The following is a 14,733-nucleotide window of genomic DNA, read 5'->3' as shown; positions in this document are numbered from 1 at the left end:
CCGGCGCGCATGCGCCTGACCTGGCCTCGCGTCAGGCTTCGTGTCGGGCCTCGTTTTCCGCTTCGGCCAGCACGGCCTTGAGGGCGGAGATGCAGGTGTCGATCTCCGAGCGTTCGATGACGAGCGGCGGTGCGAGGCGCAGCACGGTCGCGCGCGTTTCCTTGGCGAGCACGCGACGGCGCAGCATGCGCAGGGACAGGTCGTGTGCGTCGGCGCGTGCGGGATCGATTTCGATGCCGGCCCAGAGGCCGCGGCCCCGGACTTCGCGAATGAGCGGCGAGTGAATCGCGTGTAATCGCGAGAGCAGGTATTCCCCCATCTCGGCACTGTGTCCCGGCAGGTCTTCGTCGGCCATGACGTCGAGCGCTTCGAGCGCGACGGTGGCGGCGAGGGCGTTGCCGCCGAAGGTCGAGCCGTGGCTGCCGGGCTCGAACAGGTCGATGATGTCGCGTCGTGCCACGAAGGCCGACACAGGGAGCAGGCCGCCGCCGAGTGCTTTACCGAGCATGACGCCGTCGGGCACGATGTCTTCGTGCTGATAGGCGAACCAGCGGCCGGTGCGTCCGAGGCCCGACTGGATTTCGTCGAGCAGCATGAGCACGTTGTGTTCTGTGCAGAGCTGTCGCAGGGCGCGCAGGAAGCCGTCGGGCGGGACCACGATGCCGCCTTCGCCCTGGATCGTTTCGAACAGGACGGCGCAGGTGTTGGGGGTGATGGCGGCGCGCACGGCGTCGATATCGCCGAAGGGCACGCGCACGAATCCGGGCGCAAACGGGCCGAAGTCGGCGCGATAGGCGGGTTCGGACGAGAAGCCGACGATGGTGGTGGTGCGACCGTGGAAGTTGCCGTCGGCGACGATGATTTCGGCTTTGTCGGCGGGAATGCGTTTGGCGCTGTAGCCCCAGCGGCGGGCGGCCTTGATGGCGGTTTCGACGGCTTCCGCGCCGGTGTTCATCGGCAGGGCGCCGCCAAGCGTGGTGAGGTCGCACAACCGTTCAAGGAAGGCGCCGAGGCGGTCGGTGTAGAAGGCGCGGGAGACGACGGCGAGGCGTTGTGCCTGCGCGGTGAGCGCGGCGACCAGACGAGGATGCGCATGACCGTGGCTGACGGCGGAGTAGGCACTCATCATGTCGAGATAGCGGTTGCCCTCGACATCCCAGACCCAGACGCCCTTGGCGTGCGAGAGCACGACGGGCAACGGCGCGTAGTTGTGGGCGCCAAAGCGTTGTTCGCGTTCGATTTCGTTCATGCTCGCGCTCCTCCACGTTGCCAGTCTAAAGGCGAACGAGACGGCACGCAAAGGGGGACATCTCCTGAAGCGACGCCGATGAAATTGGCATGCGCGTGCGCTATAATCGTCGATTGCTTGGGCGTGATGCGTTATCTCGCCACAGCAAGACCCGCCGGCAGCGACGTCTTGTCGCTGCCATCACGCACTGCCCATAGCTCAGTTGGATAGAGCATCGGCCTTCTAAGCCGACGGTCGGGGGTTCGAATCCCTCTGGGCAGGCCAACTTCCCATGCGATTTCTTTCGATTGTGCGGATCGGTTTGCGAAGCATCTATTGTGTCTGATGTCGGGTGCCTTTTGCTTTAGGGAAGCATTCTCGTCTTGATCAGCTTCTGAACTCATAAGACTGCTACAACTCGTAGCGTAGGCATCTAGATGGTCAACATCGGGGTTTCGGAAACGATGGTCGCGATGTAATCCATCACCACGCGGACAGGTTTTGATCGACGTAAGTCGCGATGAACTACTAGCCAAATATCTCGCGCGAACGCACTTCCGTCGTGTTCCAGCCTAACCAGATCCCCTTCGGTATCGCCCATGAAGCACGGAAGTCCCGCGACACCGGCGCCACCGCGCGCGGCGGCGAGATGGCCGCTGATGTCGCTCAATGTGCATCCCACCGGGCGGCCGTTTGCAATCTTCAATAGCCATTGTTGCTGAGGCATGTCGGCCAACGATGCGTCGTAAGCAATAAACGTCCAATCGGCCGGCGGCACCGTACGCGCGTAATCCTTGTGCGCGTATAGCGCGAAGGGCATGCGGCCGATGCGCCGCGCCACATTGCTGGGCTCTTTGGGCCGCACCAACCGCAGTGCGATGTCCGCTTCGCCGCGACTAAGGGATATTTGCTGAGCCTGGGCCAGTAGAGAGAGTTGAATTCCGGGGTGCGTCTCACGCAAGCTGGCCAGACGTTTTGCCAGGAAGTGGGCGACCAGTACCGGTGGCGCACTCAAGGCGACCTTCCCGTCCAGTGGGGCATGTTGAGCGCGGGCAAGTCGGGCAATGTCAAAGGAAGCCGTCTCCATATGCTTGGCGAGTTCCAGAACCTTCTTTCCGTCGGGCGTCAATCGGCACGAGCGCGGCAGCCGTTCAATCAGAGACATTTGCAGTTCAGCCTCGAGAGCGTTCAATCGCCGACTCACCGTCGCGTGATCGACGTGCATCGCACGCGCTGCGCCAGAAAGCGTGCCTGCATGAGCGACGGCCAGGAAATGACGTAAATTCTCCCAATCAAACATCTGTGCATTTTCTCCAGGTTGAGTTGCAATTATAGGTAATTTACGCACAGACATCGACTGCCTAACATGGCATCAGTTTGTTACGTCAAGGATGTGCGTCATGCTCTCTTCCAGACCTTCGTCGCGTGGTACGTTGGCGGCTTCCGCCTTGGGATTGGTCGTTGTGCTGTTGGACGTTAGCGTTGTCAATGTCGCCCTGGAGGCCTTGCGACAGAAATTTTCGACTGATGTTGCGGGGTTGCAGTGGGTGGTCAACGCTTACACCTTGGCGTTTGCCGCGTTACTGTTGACTAGCGGAGCGATGGGCGACCGCTTTGGGGCGCGGCGCGCCTTTTCCTGGGGGTTGATCCTTTTTACATTGGCGTCGCTCATCTGTGGGCTCACGGATGAACTGAGCGGGTTGGTTGCCGCGCGGCTGCTTCAAGGTGTGGGTGCCGCGATGCTGGTGCCCAACTCGCTTTCCATACTACAAAGGGCGTTCCAACCGGGTGAGGAGCGTGGCCGCGCCGTGGGTTGGTGGGGGGCAGTGGGAGGCCTGTCACTGGCCGCCGGTCCGGTCTTGGGCGGCCTGCTGGTGACGCATTTGGGTTGGCGCTCGATTTTTCTAGTCAATCTACCCGTCGGGTTGATTGGCATTTACCTGACCTTGCGCTACGTAACGCCTGACGGGGAAGGTCACCGACGGCGTTTGGACTGGCCCGGACAGGCAACGGTGGTGTTTGCACTAGCGTCGATGACTGCCAGCCTTATCGAAGCCAGTAGCCTTGGATGGGGCGATACGCGGGTTCAATCGGGGTTGTTGCTGGCTATCGCCGCGCTGTTTGTCTTTGTCTGGATCGAGTGGCGCACCCAAGACCCGATGTTGCCAATGACGTTGTTTCGCGCGCCAACGTTCATGGCTTCAACGGCTTCGGGTCTGATTGTGAACTTCTCGTATTACGGCTTGGTGTTTGTGCTGAGCCTTTTCTTCCAGTCGCAGTGTCGGTTTTCTCCTCAGCAGACGGGACTCGCTTTCTTGCCGATGACCGTCATATTGGTCGCGGCAAACATTGTGGCAGGAAGGCTCATCACCCGCCTTGGGGCGCGTCGCATCATGGTGCTTGGTTTGGGGCTGGCCGCGTGTGGATATTTACTGATGCTGTTGGCAAGCTTCGACGGGCGCTACGGCATGCTGATCGTACCTATGTTAATCGCGGGTAGCGGCGTCGCGTTGACGATTCCCACCATGACCAATGTGACACTTTCATCGGTGGAGGCGTCGCGCGCAGGCATCGCATCCGGCGTTCTTAATTCCGCGCGCCAGATCGGCGGAATGTTAGGGGTCGCCGTGTTTGGCTATCTGGTTCGCGACACGGCTTCACACGCGTTCTTGCATGGCATGCACGCGGCAATGGCGATTGCGGGTTCTCTACTATTTCTGTGTAGCATGATGTGTTTGTATTGCATGCCAAAGCGAGAATATCGGGAATTCGTCGTTGGATCGACGAAGGTGAATTCTTCATCCGAACTGTGTGGACGTGGATGAGCCGGTTCGGAAGGTAAACGAAATGAGGCAGGCCCGGTTCTCGGTAGAATTCCACTGATCGTTTCAGGAGGAAAAATGTTCGTTGTTCTCTTGCATTACCTTCAGCCGCTGGCCGACATCGATGCGTTCCTTCAGGAGCATCGCGAGTATCTTGAGCGTCAATACGCTGCCGGTCACTTCGTGGCGTCGGGGCCTCAAGTCCCTCGGGTTGGCGGCGTTATCCTGGTGCGCAATCTAGGACGGGAAGCGTTGGATGTCGTGTTGGCGCAGGATCCGTTCTACCGAGAAGGCATCGCTCAGTATCAGATCATTGAGTTTGCTCCGAACAAGTTCGCGGCGGGGGCGCAATGGGTACTCTGTGGGGATCACTGACAGTCGTCGCAGACGTCGTTCCTGGCCAGTGCGATTCAGCGATTCCGTGAGCCGCCGCCGGGTTGGCGAATTCGCATTGTTCCGGGATGTCGCTCAATCTACTGGCGCAGGTCGACTCAGGCGAGATCGCCCTCGCCGCTGCCACGCACATCAATACCTCATATAGCCGTCATCGCTTCGCGCTCTTCAGCCGTGAGAATAGGGCCGTCCAAAGTAACTTGCGAGTGGTCGTCTCTGAACTTCGCGATGATCGGCTTCAGCTCGCTCTTGATGTGCTTTTCGCTGTAGCCGTTGAACAGGTGGCCGAGCAGGCCTCGACGCAAGTCGCTGCTCCCCATGTACCAGTCGGCAATCGGGAACGTCAGGTTCATGTTGTATTTCATCATGATGCCCATGTTGTGGTGGGCGGTGTGATGCCGGCGAATCGTATTGATGAAAGGCACGTTGCGCACGAACCAGTTCTCATGACAGTGACAGCAGTAATGGAACGTTTCGTAGATCACATACTGGCCGACCATCGTCAGAAAGACCATCCAGCCGGCATTCGGCCCCAGGATCAATGAGGTCAGATAGCCGAGGGCACCGCCGCCAACGCCCAGCGTCATCAGCACGCGCCACGGAAAGAAGACGATGCGAAATTCGCGCGTCGTGTCGATCGTCGACAACTGGTCGCTGAAGTATTGGTGGTGCTGGCGAGTGTGGCGGTTGTAAATCTCGCGCAAGCCCCAGACATTCACGCGACGATGCATCACGAAGCGATGCATGAACCACTCCACGAAGTTGCCTGCCAGGAAGACCGGAATCATCAACAGCCATTCCCAGGTCGGATGCTGCAACCGGCTGACGGCATAGACGACTGCACCGATGGCCACGATATACATCACGACGATGTGCAACAGGCCGTTGTACATCGGGCTGATGTCGGATTTGTACTGCTCTCGGAATTTCAATTGACGCTCGGTAATCATGGGTTGTCTCCTGCGTTTAAATCAATCGGATGGCGCTCGTGGAAGGGGTATCGGCGGGCAGGATTGCCCGCCGATCAGCGCGTCAATGCGAAACGTCTTCAAGCGATCGGCCTTTGGTCTCCACGCCCAGCAGCAACACGGCGAGCGCTGCAATGACGAAGGAGAGGGCGCCCAGGGTGAAGACGCCCGCCTGTCCCCACGAGGGAAGCAGTACGCCAATGGCAAAGGGGCCCGCCAGGGAGCCGACGCGTCCGATGGACGACGCGAAGCCGGAGCCTGTCGCGCGCGTGCGGGTCGGATAAAGCTCGGGCGTGTAGGCGTACAGCACCGACCACATGCCGAACAGGAAAAATTGCATCATCAGTCCGGCGGCAATCAATTGTTCGATAGGGGCCTTGGTGCCAGCGGCCTGACCGTAAAGGTATGCGGCTGCCGCACTTCCCAGCAGCATCAGTGCGCACGTTGGCTTGCGGCCCCATTTCTCGAGCAACCACGCCGAGAACATGAACCCGGGAATCCCCGCCAGTGAGATGTAGACCGTGTAGAGAACCGATTTGGTCAGCTCATAGCCGGCCTGTTGGAGCAGCGCGCCCAGCCACGTCGTCAGTCCGTAGTAGCCGAGTAAGGCGAAGAACCACGTGGTCCAGAGCATGACCGTCCGTTTGGCATAGATGCCGGTCCAAAGCTCGGCGAAGAGCGCCTTCCTGCCGGTTTGGGCGCGAGGCGCGCTCGGCGTCGATGTGGGCGCGGGCAACTTGCGTCCGTAGGCTTTCTCCACCTTGGCCTCGATGCTATTCATCACGTCCGAGGCTTCGGTCATCCGTCCAGTGTCTTCGAGCCACCGAGGCGACTCGGGCACCACGCGCCGGATGACGAACACAAACACGGCCGGGACCGACAAGGCGATGAAAATGCCACGCCAGCCGATGACCGGAAGCATGAAGTAAGAGAGCGCGCCGGCAACGATGAACCCGATGGGCCAAAAACCTTCCAGGATTGCTACATACTTGCCACGGCTTTTGGCCGGCACGATCTCCGAGACCATCGACAGGCCGATGGGGAACTCCATGCCCATGCCAAAGCCAAGCACCACCCGGTACAACATCAGCGAATCGACGTTGTGCGCGAAGCCGCACATCAGACTACCGACGCCCCAGAAAATCATGCTGATCTGGAAGACCGGCTTTCGGCCGAATTTGTCCGCGAGCAGGCCCGCTATTGCAGCGCCGGCAAACATCCCAAGGAAGCTGGCGCTGGCCAGTAGTCCTGTTTGCGAGGCCGAGAGGCCGAATTCCGTCTTGATCGACCCCAGAACAAAGGTCATCAGACCCAGGTCCATGGAATCGAAGAACCAGGCGGTGGCAATGATCGAGAACAGCGTTCTCTGGTAGCGGGTCATCGGCAGCCGCTCTAGACGCGCGGCAACCCCAACACCCAGCCGCGAAGCGGCGACGGACATATCCATATTTGTGTCTCCTCCAATGTATGTTGCTGATAATCAGCTAACATGTTAGACATCGAGGCGCAAAGAGGCCGGTAGGCCCGGCCGAATTCTAGTGGTGTCTTTGCGTCGCTACAGCGCCGGGCAGAAAGGCTCAGTCTGCGGCGAGTCTCGCTGTCGTCTCGTCTTGAAGACGGTTATGCCACGCGTTATTGATAATGTCCGCATAGCTGTCTTCAATATTCCCAACCGGGAACGCTTTCGCCAACCGAGTCACGCCAAGCGAATCGGTGAGCAATTCCTGTAGCGATGTCCGCGTGACGCCAAACGCGTTGAGATCGGTGGGAATCCCAAGCTTGCCGACCAGTTCGCGCAATTGGTGCGGTAATGCGCGCACCGCCTGGACTTCGTCGGCCGTCTGAATGCCGAACATTCGGGCGACCTCCAGAAGTTCGGCATGTCGGGACTCGCGCAGGGCGTCGATGACATAGGGCAAGACAACGGCATTCGTCGCCCCGTGGGATTGGTGCGTCAGAGCGGCGACGCCGTAAGCAATGCCATGCACCGCATTCAGCCCTGCGCTGCCGTAGGACATCGCCGCATAGACGCTCGCATAGCACATGCCGACCCGTGCCTCGACATCGTGTCCGTCCTGATAGGAACGAAGCAGATACTGGGCGCAAAGCCGGATGGATTCGCGCGCAAACATCATGGTCAAGCCGCTGCGACCGCTATAGCCCGGGTCGACGTTGCCGCCTCGCTCGAACCGGCTTGAGTCAAGGGTGACAAACGACTCGAGCGCATGCGTCAGGGCGTCGATGCCGGATTCCGCCGTGACTTTGGGCGGGCAGGTGAAGGTGAGTTCGGGGTCGATGGCGGCGATGACCGGGCGAAGCCGATTGTCCATCACGGCGGTCTTGATACCGGTGGACGTGTCGAACAGAATGGTGCCGGGGGTCAGCTCAGAGCCCGTGCCCGCCGTCGTGGGCACCGAGACGTGGTCGATGACCGGTGCATCGCTCGTGATGCCGGCACTGAAGTCGCGAATGGGCCGCCCTGCAGTCAGGGTGACGCACAGCGCCTTGGCCAGATCGATGTTGCTGCCGCCGCCCAGGGAAACGATGTGGTCGGGCAGATGACCGTCAAGATGGACGCGCAGTTCGGCCGTCGCACGGTCGCACAGGTCGGTCGTGGGGTCGGGTTGGCCGCCCGCAAAGACATCGACGTGAATACCGAGGCGTTCGCAGGCGCTCACGTAGTCGTTCACCCAAGGGGTTCGATCCGAAAAGAAGCGATCGGTGACGAGCAATCCTCGCCGATAGCCGATGCGCTGCAAAAGATGGGGAAGCTTTTGACGGTAGCCACGCTCGATGATCAGTCGGGAGGGGGCACAAAAGTGGATGCAATCGTCAAGCCTCATGAATTTGTCTCCGGGGTGCTCGGGCATCGGGATGCCGTGCTGTATTGCGTGAGAAAGTGGCGCATGGCGACGCAGACCGCTTGCGTGTTCTGCGTCAGGATCGAGTGGCGCGCGCCCGGAATCACTTGCAGCGTTGCGCAGCGAATTCCCTCTCGCACGCGATGTGCGTGCTCGATGGGACAGTCTTCGTCGTCGCTGCCGTGGATAAGCAGCGTGGGCACGTCGACGTGCACCAGATGCCGGAGGTGGGACATCCGCTTCAGCGCATTCCATGTCCACGACACAGTGAGCGGATCCGCCGCGTGCGTCAGACCCAAGCGCATTTGCCTGTGCCGAATTTCGTTGAGTAGGGCGGTCTGTTCGGATGCCTTGAACCAGGCAACCTCGTCCAACTGCGCGGTGCCGGACAACAGCACAATGGCCGCCGGCGGGTGATGACGTGCCGTGCCGTTCGCCAACTGCGCCATCAACTCGAGGATGACCGATACCCCCATGCTCCAGCCGGCCAGCGCATAAGGACGAGCGCCGACTTCCTGTTCAATCGACAGGCTGGCAATCCGCGCGAAGTTGTCGGCGCTGCATGCCTTTGGCCCGCTTGGCGATTCGGCGTCGCCGCGACCGGGCATGTTGGGCAAGACGAAATGGAATGCGTCTCCCAATGCGGTCGCGACAGGAATCCAGGAGTCGCTCGTGCCTTGAATGCCATGCAGGGCGACGACCGGAAAGCCCTCGGGCATTCCTACATGGCGAATATCCATCGCGTGCCCCTCCTGTTAGTAATATATTAGTTGATTAATAATAGCATGTTAGTTTGTGAAAACAAGTCGTCGACACCGAGGGGAAACTCGGGGGGGTAGGCGAGGGGCGAGCAAAAATGGCGAGGTGATGTGGCACTGCGCACCGCAGACGTACAGCGCGCGGTGCGCCGTCGAAGCCTTGAGAGCAGGTGATATACAATTAATATTTGCTCTGAAGCATCGACCCAATGGCGACAAAAAAAGCGACGCAACGCACGGGGAAACCAGTGCCCCATGTCCCGGATGACGCACGGGAAGCCATCCCGCGAGGTCGCATGGTCGATATGGCTTACGAGTGGATTGAAGAGGCGATCGTGACGCTGCGGCTCGCGCCGGGGTCGACCTTGTCGGAACTGCAACTGAGCGAGATGACGGGCTTCGGCCGAACGCCGATCCGGGAGGCCGTGCAGCGACTGGCTCGCGAGCATTTGATCGTGGTGTTGCCGCAACGAGGGTTACTCATCCCGCCGATGGACGTCGCCAAGCAACTGCGCTTGCTGGAGACGCGACGTGAGGTGGAGCGCTTGATTGCGCGAAGCGCAGCAAAGAAGGCGACGGCCGAACAGCGCGAGCATTTCACGCGTCTGGCGAAGGCATTCAAGAGTTCGGCCCGCAGCGGCAAGGATGTGGAGTTCGTGCGCGCTGACCGCGAGTTCAACGAATTGTGCCTCGTGGCCGCGCGCAACGAGTTCGCCGAGGGCGCGATGCGTTTGTTGCACGGACTGGCGCGTCGCTTCTGGTACTACCACTACAAGGAAGCGGCCGATTTGCCCACCATGGCACGCCTGCATGCGGAAGTCGCGGAAGCGATTGCCGCGGGCGAAGTGAAGCGCGCAGGCGACGCCCTCGATGCGCTGTTGGACAATATCGAGGCATTCACGCGAGCCACGGTGCTGGGCGAGCGAGCCTAGTGGCGGAATTTCCCCTGGCTTGTCCGACGAAGGCGGCGACAGGCGCGCCGCCCCAAACTCAAATCGCCGACGGGTGGCGCGCCAGCGGCGTAACCGAGATGTCCATGTACGGAAACAGGGGCAACTGGCTCAGCAGCGTGTGCAGCTCGTCGTTGCTCTCGACATCGAAGATGCTGTAGTTGGCATATTCCCCGACCACGCGCCAGATGCTGGGCCACTTTCCCGAGCGTTGCAACGATTGCGAATACTCTTTTTCCGCCGCCTTGATACGCGCAGCCTCTTCCGCCGGCACCGTATCGGGAATCCGAACGATCATATGAACCAGATACAGCATTTCACTCTCCTTGAAGCGCGGGCGAAGTGCCCTTGACAGTCACAGGTGGGGCCACGCCACGACGACTGTGATATGAATCGCGCGGAGATCGGTTGCGACCTCCGATGCGCCTCGCGTCAGGCAAGCGCCCTGGCGAGGAACTGGACCAGCGCGGCCTCGAACTGCGCCGGCGCCTCGATGTTCGACAGATGCGAGGCCGGCACCGACACCACTGTCGATCCGGCGATGGCGCGTTGCATCGCCTGCGCATCGGCCGCCGTCGTCACCGGGTCGAACTCGCCGGCGATCAACAGTGTCGGTACCTTGATCGCCGAGATCTCGTCTCTGAGGTCAGAGGTCGCCAGGGCGTCGCAGCACGACGCGTAGCCTTCCGGCGCAAGCGCCGCAATCCCGGCTTGCGCGAGCGCCACGCGCGCCGGCTCGCGCGCGATGAAGCCCTCGGTAAACCAGCGCGACGGCGAGGATGCGGCCAACGCCGCCATCGCAGCTTTTCCATCTGTACGGACCTGCGTGGCGCGGGTCGTCCACCCCTCGATCGTGCCGATCCTGGCGGCGCTGTTGCACACCGCAATCGCGTTGAAGCGCGTTGGCGCATGCAGACCCAGCCACAAGCCCGTATGCCCGCCCATCGATACGCCGCAGAAGCTCGCGCGAGGCACGTCCAGCGCGTCGAGCAGCGCGACGACGTCATCGCCCAACTGGTCGAACGTATAAGGCCCCTGCGTGACGATGCTGCCGCCGTGTCCTCTCGTGTCGTAGCGCACGACACGGAAGTCGCGCGCCAAACCCGGCACCTGCGCGTCCCACATCTCCAGCGTCGTGCCGAGCGAGTTGCTCAGCACCAGCACCGGCGCGGATACCGGGCCGGAAATCGCGACGCGAAAGCGGCCGTTTCTCGTTTCGATATACGTGTCGCCGGACGTTTCAATCACCGTGTCGAGGATGGCGGACATACGGTGTCTCTCTCAGGTCGGCGGGAATGGCGGCACGTGCGTGCTGCCATTCGGTGCGCCATAGGTTTGGATGGAAGGCGATGGGCATGCATCCGTGTCGTTCGGCGCAACACCCGGCGGGCCGCAGTGCGCAGGTCGCTCGCGGAACCCGGCCTATCGCGCGCCAGTGACGACGCGCTGCGCGTCGCGACGATAGTGGGCGAGCTTGTCCTCGTCGATCGTGACGCCCAGGCCCACGCCGGTGGGCAGGTGCAGCGCGAACTCGCGGTAGGTCGGCCGCTCGACGACGATATCGTCCTTGAGCAACAGCGGCCCGAACAGCTCGGTACCCCAGGCGAGTTGACGAAGCGTGCAGAAGCAGTGCGCCGCCGCGATCGAGCCGATCGTGCCTTCGAGCATGGTGCCGCCATAGAGCGCGACACCCGCGGCATCGCCAACGGCGGCGGCACGCAGCGTGCCGTAAAGACCGCCAGCCTTGGCGATCTTCAGAGCGAACACATCGGCACAACCGCCGCGCACGAGTTCAATGGCGTCCTCGGCACCGAGGATCGCTTCGTCGGCCATGATCGGCACGACAAAGCGAGCCGCCAGTCGCGCCAGGCCGGCGCGCTGGTCGCGTGGGATCGGTTGCTCGATCAGGTCGACGCCGGCGGCTTCGAGCGCGGCGATGCCCGTGGCCGCTTCCGCTTCGTTCCATGCCTGATTGACGTCCACCGTGACGCGCGCACGGTCGCCCAGGGCGCGCTTGATCGCGGCAACGTGGGCCACGTCATCGCTTACGGCCCGCCGTCCGATCTTGAGCTTGAAGGTGTTGTGGCGGCGCTCGGCCAGCAGGCGCTCAGCCTCGTCGATGTCGCGTGAGGTATCGCCACTGGCCAGCGTCCAAAGCGTCGGGAGCGTTTCGCGCACCGCGCCACCCAGGAGCGTGACGAGCGGCACGCCAAGACGCTTCGCCTGGGCATCGAGCAAGGCCGTTTCCAGCGCAGACTTGGCGAAGCGATTGCCGCGCGCGACCTTGTCCAGGCGCACCATGGCCGCGTGCACATTGGTGGCGTCGACCTCGCTCAATGCGGGCGCAAGATAGGTGTCGATCGCGAGCTTGATGCCCTCCGGGCTTTCCTCGCCGTAGGACAACCCACCGATCGTGGTGGCCTCGCCGATGCCTTCGATGCCGTCGCTGCAACGCAGCCTGACGATCACCAGTGTTTGCTTCTGCATCGTCGTCATCGCGAGCTGGTGCGCGCGAATGGTCGGCAGGTCGACCAGAATGGCCTCGATGGAGCTGACGGTTGGTTTCATACCCGGGAGATACAGTTGGACAGTGAATCGCAGTATGCAAGCCGCGTTATGTCGCTGTCCAAGACCGATGGCGTCTTGTTCAATACCTGCCGGGTATGGTGTCGATTAGGGTGAGCCGAGGTCCGAGGGCGGGAGGTGCTCCATGTTCCCCTCGACGTAGAGGTCGTAGATCAATTCGAGCATGGCGCGAATATCGGGCGACTCGTCGAGCAATCGCATGCTCAGGATAATCGGCGATACAAGATTGGGATCGTCGAGTTCCTTATAGGCGATGTCGTCGCGTTTGAGGCCATTGACGCTCTGCGGCACGATGGCGATGCCTTCGCCAGCCGCGACAAGCCCGAGCGCAATCTGCAACTCCCGTGTCTCGTAGATGCGCTCCGGCTTGAGCGCACGATCGTGGAAGGCTGCAAGCACCTGATCGGCATAGCTCGGGCGAGGGGCTTGGGGAAAAATGATCAGCGTTTCCGACACGAGGTCGTGCAGCGACAGAACTGGCTTGGTCTCGATCAACGGATGGCCGAGCGGCAGGGCGACGATCATGCGTTCCTCGCGCAGCACCACGCGACGAATGCTCGGGTCTTCGTGACGAATGCGGCCGAAGCCGACATCGATGCGGCCTTCCTTGAGCGCCTGGATCTGATCCATTGTCGACATCTCGTGCAGACTCAGTGCAACCGTGCTGTTCTCCCCGCGAAAACGCCGGATGATCTTCGGCAGCATGCCGTAGAGCGTCGAGCCGACAAAACCGACCGACAGACTGCGATCGATCTTGCCCACGCGCCGCGTCATCGATTCGAGTTCGGAGGTTTGCGCGAGCAACTGCACCGCGTGCGAATAAAAAAAGCGCCCCGTGTCGGTCAGTTTGAGCGGGCGCGAGTCGCGCTCGAACAGTTGAACGCCGAGCAACTCCTCGAGTTGCTGAATCTGGCGACTGAGCGGCGGCTGTGCGATATGCAGCCGTGCGGCGGCGCGCGTGAAGTTGCGTTCTTCAGCAACCGCCACGAAGTAGCGCATATGGCGCAACTCAATATTCATTTCATACCTTTCAGATATCGCGCCGATACTAAATCAGTGTTGGACGGTGCTATACCCCGTCATTATCCTGACTTCATGCTCTGCATCAGTGCTCGATTATACCTATCGCGTATGGACGACGAATGCTTGGTGCACGGGTTAACCCCAGCAAAATTCGAATAGAGGTAGGAGAAGACATGAGCGTGAAAGTATTCGACACGAGCGAAGTGCAAGCGCTGTTGAGCGCCGCTGCCAATCTCGGAAATCCGACCGGCGATACGCGCACCAAGCAAATCGTGCATCGCTTGCTGAGCGACCTTTTCAAGGCGATCGACGACCTCGATATTACGCCGGATGAAATCTGGGCCGGCGTCAACTATTTCAACAAACTGGGCCAGGATGGCGAGGCGGCACTGTTGGCCGCCGGCCTCGGCCTCGAGAAGTATCTCGACGTGCGCATGGACGCCGAGGACCGGGCCGCCGAGATTGAAGGCGGCACGCCGCGCACCATCGAAGGCCCGCTCTACGTCGCTGGTGCGCCGCTGCGCGACGCGGTGTCGAAGATCGACCTCGATGCAGATGCCGACGCTGGCCCGCTGGTGATTCGCGGCAAGGTGACCGGCCCTGACGGTCAACCGGTGGCGGGCGCTGTCGTCGAGTGCTGGCATGCAAACTCGAACGGCTTCTATTCGCACTTCGATCCGACGGGCGCGCAATCGCCGTTCAATTTGCGCGGCGCCGTGCGCACCGATGCGCAAGGCAAGTACGAATTCCGCACGCTGATGCCGGTGGGCTACGGTTGTCCGCCGCAAGGCGCCACGCAGCAACTGCTCGACGCGCTGGCCCGACACGGCAACCGTCCGGCGCACGTGCACTTCTTCGTGACCAGCGAACAGCATCGCAAGCTCACGACGCAAATCAACATCGAGGGCGATCCGCTGATCTGGGACGACTTCGCCTATGCCACGCGCGAGGACCTGATCCCGCACGTGGTCGAGAAGACCGGCGGCGCTACGCTCGGCCTGAAAGCGGACGACTACAAGGAAATCGAATTCGATATCCAGTTGAGCCCGCTCACGCATGGCAAGGACAACCAGATCGTCCATCGCCTGCGCGCTTCGGCGGCGGCATAACCGCCCGCCACGGCGGCGGCGCCAGTGCGCAGCCG

14 protein-coding genes, 1 tRNA gene and 1 pseudogene are annotated in these 14,733 nt (G+C 61.4%); 6 read left to right on the top strand and 10 right to left on the bottom strand.

Annotated elements, in window-relative coordinates; genetic code table 11:
* Positions 1–31 precede the first annotated feature (31 nt).
* A complete protein-coding gene (gene rocD / locus A985_RS0113530; protein ID WP_017233939.1) occupies positions 32–1,249 on the bottom strand; it encodes an ornithine--oxo-acid transaminase in 1,218 nt (405 codons plus the stop codon).
* 187 nt (positions 1,250–1,436) lie between these two features.
* On the opposite strand from rocD, the gene A985_RS0113525 reads away from it, so the two are divergent.
* Positions 1,437–1,513, top strand: a tRNA-Arg gene (locus A985_RS0113525).
* 148 nt (positions 1,514–1,661) lie between these two features.
* Here the strand turns inward: A985_RS0113525 and A985_RS0113520 are convergent.
* Positions 1,662–2,528: a LysR family transcriptional regulator gene (locus A985_RS0113520; protein WP_026131951.1), complete on the bottom strand. Its 867-nt coding sequence runs from the start codon at positions 2,526–2,528 to the stop codon at positions 1,662–1,664.
* Positions 2,529–2,628: 100 nt separating this feature from the next.
* Between A985_RS0113520 and A985_RS0113515 the strand changes: the two genes are divergently transcribed.
* From A985_RS0113515 to A985_RS29250, 3 genes and pseudogenes are all read left to right on the top strand, one after another.
* Positions 2,629–4,053: an MFS transporter gene (locus A985_RS0113515; protein ID WP_039830329.1), complete on the top strand. Its 1,425-nt coding sequence runs from the start codon at positions 2,629–2,631 to the stop codon at positions 4,051–4,053.
* Positions 4,054–4,128: 75 nt separating this feature from the next.
* Positions 4,129–4,425, top strand: a complete 297-nt coding sequence (locus A985_RS0113510) for a YciI family protein (RefSeq protein ID WP_017233935.1) — start codon at positions 4,129–4,131, stop codon at positions 4,423–4,425.
* 3 nt (positions 4,426–4,428) lie between these two features.
* A pseudogene (locus A985_RS29250) lies at positions 4,429–4,562 on the top strand (LysR family transcriptional regulator); the annotation flags it as partial.
* Between the two features lie 21 nt (positions 4,563–4,583).
* On the opposite strand, the gene A985_RS0113505 reads toward A985_RS29250, so the two are convergent.
* The 4 genes from A985_RS0113505 to A985_RS25465 form a co-directional block, all read right to left on the bottom strand.
* Entirely contained in the window at positions 4,584–5,393 is an 810-nt protein-coding gene (locus A985_RS0113505; RefSeq protein WP_017233934.1) for a fatty acid hydroxylase, read from the bottom strand.
* 82 nt (positions 5,394–5,475) lie between these two features.
* Complete coding sequence (locus A985_RS0113500) at positions 5,476–6,858, bottom strand: MFS transporter (protein WP_017233933.1); 1,383 nt, start codon at positions 6,856–6,858, stop codon at positions 5,476–5,478.
* 130 nt (positions 6,859–6,988) lie between these two features.
* Positions 6,989–8,254, bottom strand: a complete 1,266-nt coding sequence (locus A985_RS0113495) for an iron-containing alcohol dehydrogenase (RefSeq protein WP_017233932.1) — start codon at positions 8,252–8,254, stop codon at positions 6,989–6,991.
* The gene (locus A985_RS25465; RefSeq protein WP_083902299.1) at positions 8,251–9,012 is read right to left on the bottom strand and encodes an alpha/beta fold hydrolase; all 762 of its coding nucleotides are present in this window, start codon (positions 9,010–9,012) and stop codon (positions 8,251–8,253) included. The genes A985_RS0113495 and A985_RS25465 overlap by 4 nt, the downstream gene beginning before the upstream one ends.
* A 314-nt stretch (positions 9,013–9,326) precedes the next feature.
* On the opposite strand from A985_RS25465, the gene A985_RS0113485 reads away from it, so the two are divergent.
* Positions 9,327–9,962 (top strand): GntR family transcriptional regulator, encoded by a 636-nt coding sequence (locus tag A985_RS0113485; RefSeq protein ID WP_017233930.1) that lies wholly within the window; start codon positions 9,327–9,329, stop codon positions 9,960–9,962.
* Positions 9,963–10,020: 58 nt separating this feature from the next.
* Here the strand turns inward: A985_RS0113485 and catC are convergent, their stop codons facing one another.
* From catC to A985_RS0113465, 4 genes are all read right to left on the bottom strand, one after another.
* Positions 10,021–10,296, bottom strand: a complete 276-nt coding sequence (gene catC / locus A985_RS0113480; protein ID WP_017233929.1) for a muconolactone Delta-isomerase — start codon at positions 10,294–10,296, stop codon at positions 10,021–10,023.
* A gap of 116 nt (positions 10,297–10,412) precedes the next feature.
* Positions 10,413–11,249 carry a 3-oxoadipate enol-lactonase gene (pcaD, locus tag A985_RS0113475; protein ID WP_017233928.1) on the bottom strand — a complete coding sequence of 279 codons (837 nt, stop codon included), beginning with the start codon at positions 11,247–11,249 and terminating at the stop codon, positions 10,413–10,415.
* A 153-nt stretch (positions 11,250–11,402) separates the two neighbouring features.
* Positions 11,403–12,548, bottom strand: coding sequence for a muconate/chloromuconate family cycloisomerase (locus A985_RS0113470; protein ID WP_017233927.1), 1,146 nt, complete (start codon positions 12,546–12,548; stop codon positions 11,403–11,405).
* Between the two features lie 105 nt (positions 12,549–12,653).
* A complete protein-coding gene (locus tag A985_RS0113465) occupies positions 12,654–13,580 on the bottom strand; it encodes a LysR family transcriptional regulator (RefSeq protein ID WP_026131948.1) in 927 nt (308 codons plus the stop codon).
* A gap of 182 nt (positions 13,581–13,762) precedes the next feature.
* Here A985_RS0113465 and catA point away from each other — a divergent pair, with 182 nt between their 5' ends.
* Positions 13,763–14,698, top strand: a complete 936-nt coding sequence (gene catA, locus A985_RS0113460; protein WP_017233925.1) for a catechol 1,2-dioxygenase — start codon at positions 13,763–13,765, stop codon at positions 14,696–14,698.
* The last annotated feature ends 35 nt before the right edge of the window (positions 14,699–14,733 follow it).

Origin of the sequence: Pandoraea sp. B-6 (assembly GCF_000282835.1) — a bacterium.
In the GTDB taxonomy this organism is placed as follows: domain Bacteria; phylum Pseudomonadota; class Gammaproteobacteria; order Burkholderiales; family Burkholderiaceae; genus Pandoraea; species Pandoraea cepalis.
The sequence above is the reverse complement of the archived record's forward strand: the minus strand, read 5'-3'. Positions and strand labels throughout refer to the sequence as shown.

What these genes read in the sequence shown, in the direction of transcription:
- A985_RS0113470 (WP_017233927.1), bottom strand. Translation starts at nt 12,548, where the DNA reads ATGAAACCAACCGTCAGCTCCATCGAGGCCATTCTGGTCGACCTGCCG.
- A985_RS0113495 (WP_017233932.1), bottom strand. Translation starts at nt 8,254, where the DNA reads ATGAGGCTTGACGATTGCATCCACTTTTGTGCCCCCTCCCGACTGATC.
- catC (WP_017233929.1), bottom strand. Translation starts at nt 10,296, where the DNA reads ATGCTGTATCTGGTTCATATGATCGTTCGGATTCCCGATACGGTGCCG.
- A985_RS0113520 (WP_026131951.1), bottom strand. Translation starts at nt 2,528, where the DNA reads ATGTTTGATTGGGAGAATTTACGTCATTTCCTGGCCGTCGCTCATGCA.
- A985_RS0113510 (WP_017233935.1), top strand. Translation starts at nt 4,129, where the DNA reads ATGTTCGTTGTTCTCTTGCATTACCTTCAGCCGCTGGCCGACATCGAT.
- catA (WP_017233925.1), top strand. Translation starts at nt 13,763, where the DNA reads ATGAGCGTGAAAGTATTCGACACGAGCGAAGTGCAAGCGCTGTTGAGC.
- A985_RS25465 (WP_083902299.1), bottom strand. Translation starts at nt 9,012, where the DNA reads ATGGATATTCGCCATGTAGGAATGCCCGAGGGCTTTCCGGTCGTCGCC.
- A985_RS0113500 (WP_017233933.1), bottom strand. Translation starts at nt 6,858, where the DNA reads ATGGATATGTCCGTCGCCGCTTCGCGGCTGGGTGTTGGGGTTGCCGCG.
- A985_RS0113515 (WP_039830329.1), top strand. Translation starts at nt 2,629, where the DNA reads ATGCTCTCTTCCAGACCTTCGTCGCGTGGTACGTTGGCGGCTTCCGCC.
- A985_RS0113505 (WP_017233934.1), bottom strand. Translation starts at nt 5,393, where the DNA reads ATGATTACCGAGCGTCAATTGAAATTCCGAGAGCAGTACAAATCCGAC.
- A985_RS0113485 (WP_017233930.1), top strand. Translation starts at nt 9,327, where the DNA reads ATGGTCGATATGGCTTACGAGTGGATTGAAGAGGCGATCGTGACGCTG.
- rocD (WP_017233939.1), bottom strand. Translation starts at nt 1,249, where the DNA reads ATGAACGAAATCGAACGCGAACAACGCTTTGGCGCCCACAACTACGCG.
- pcaD (WP_017233928.1), bottom strand. Translation starts at nt 11,249, where the DNA reads ATGTCCGCCATCCTCGACACGGTGATTGAAACGTCCGGCGACACGTAT.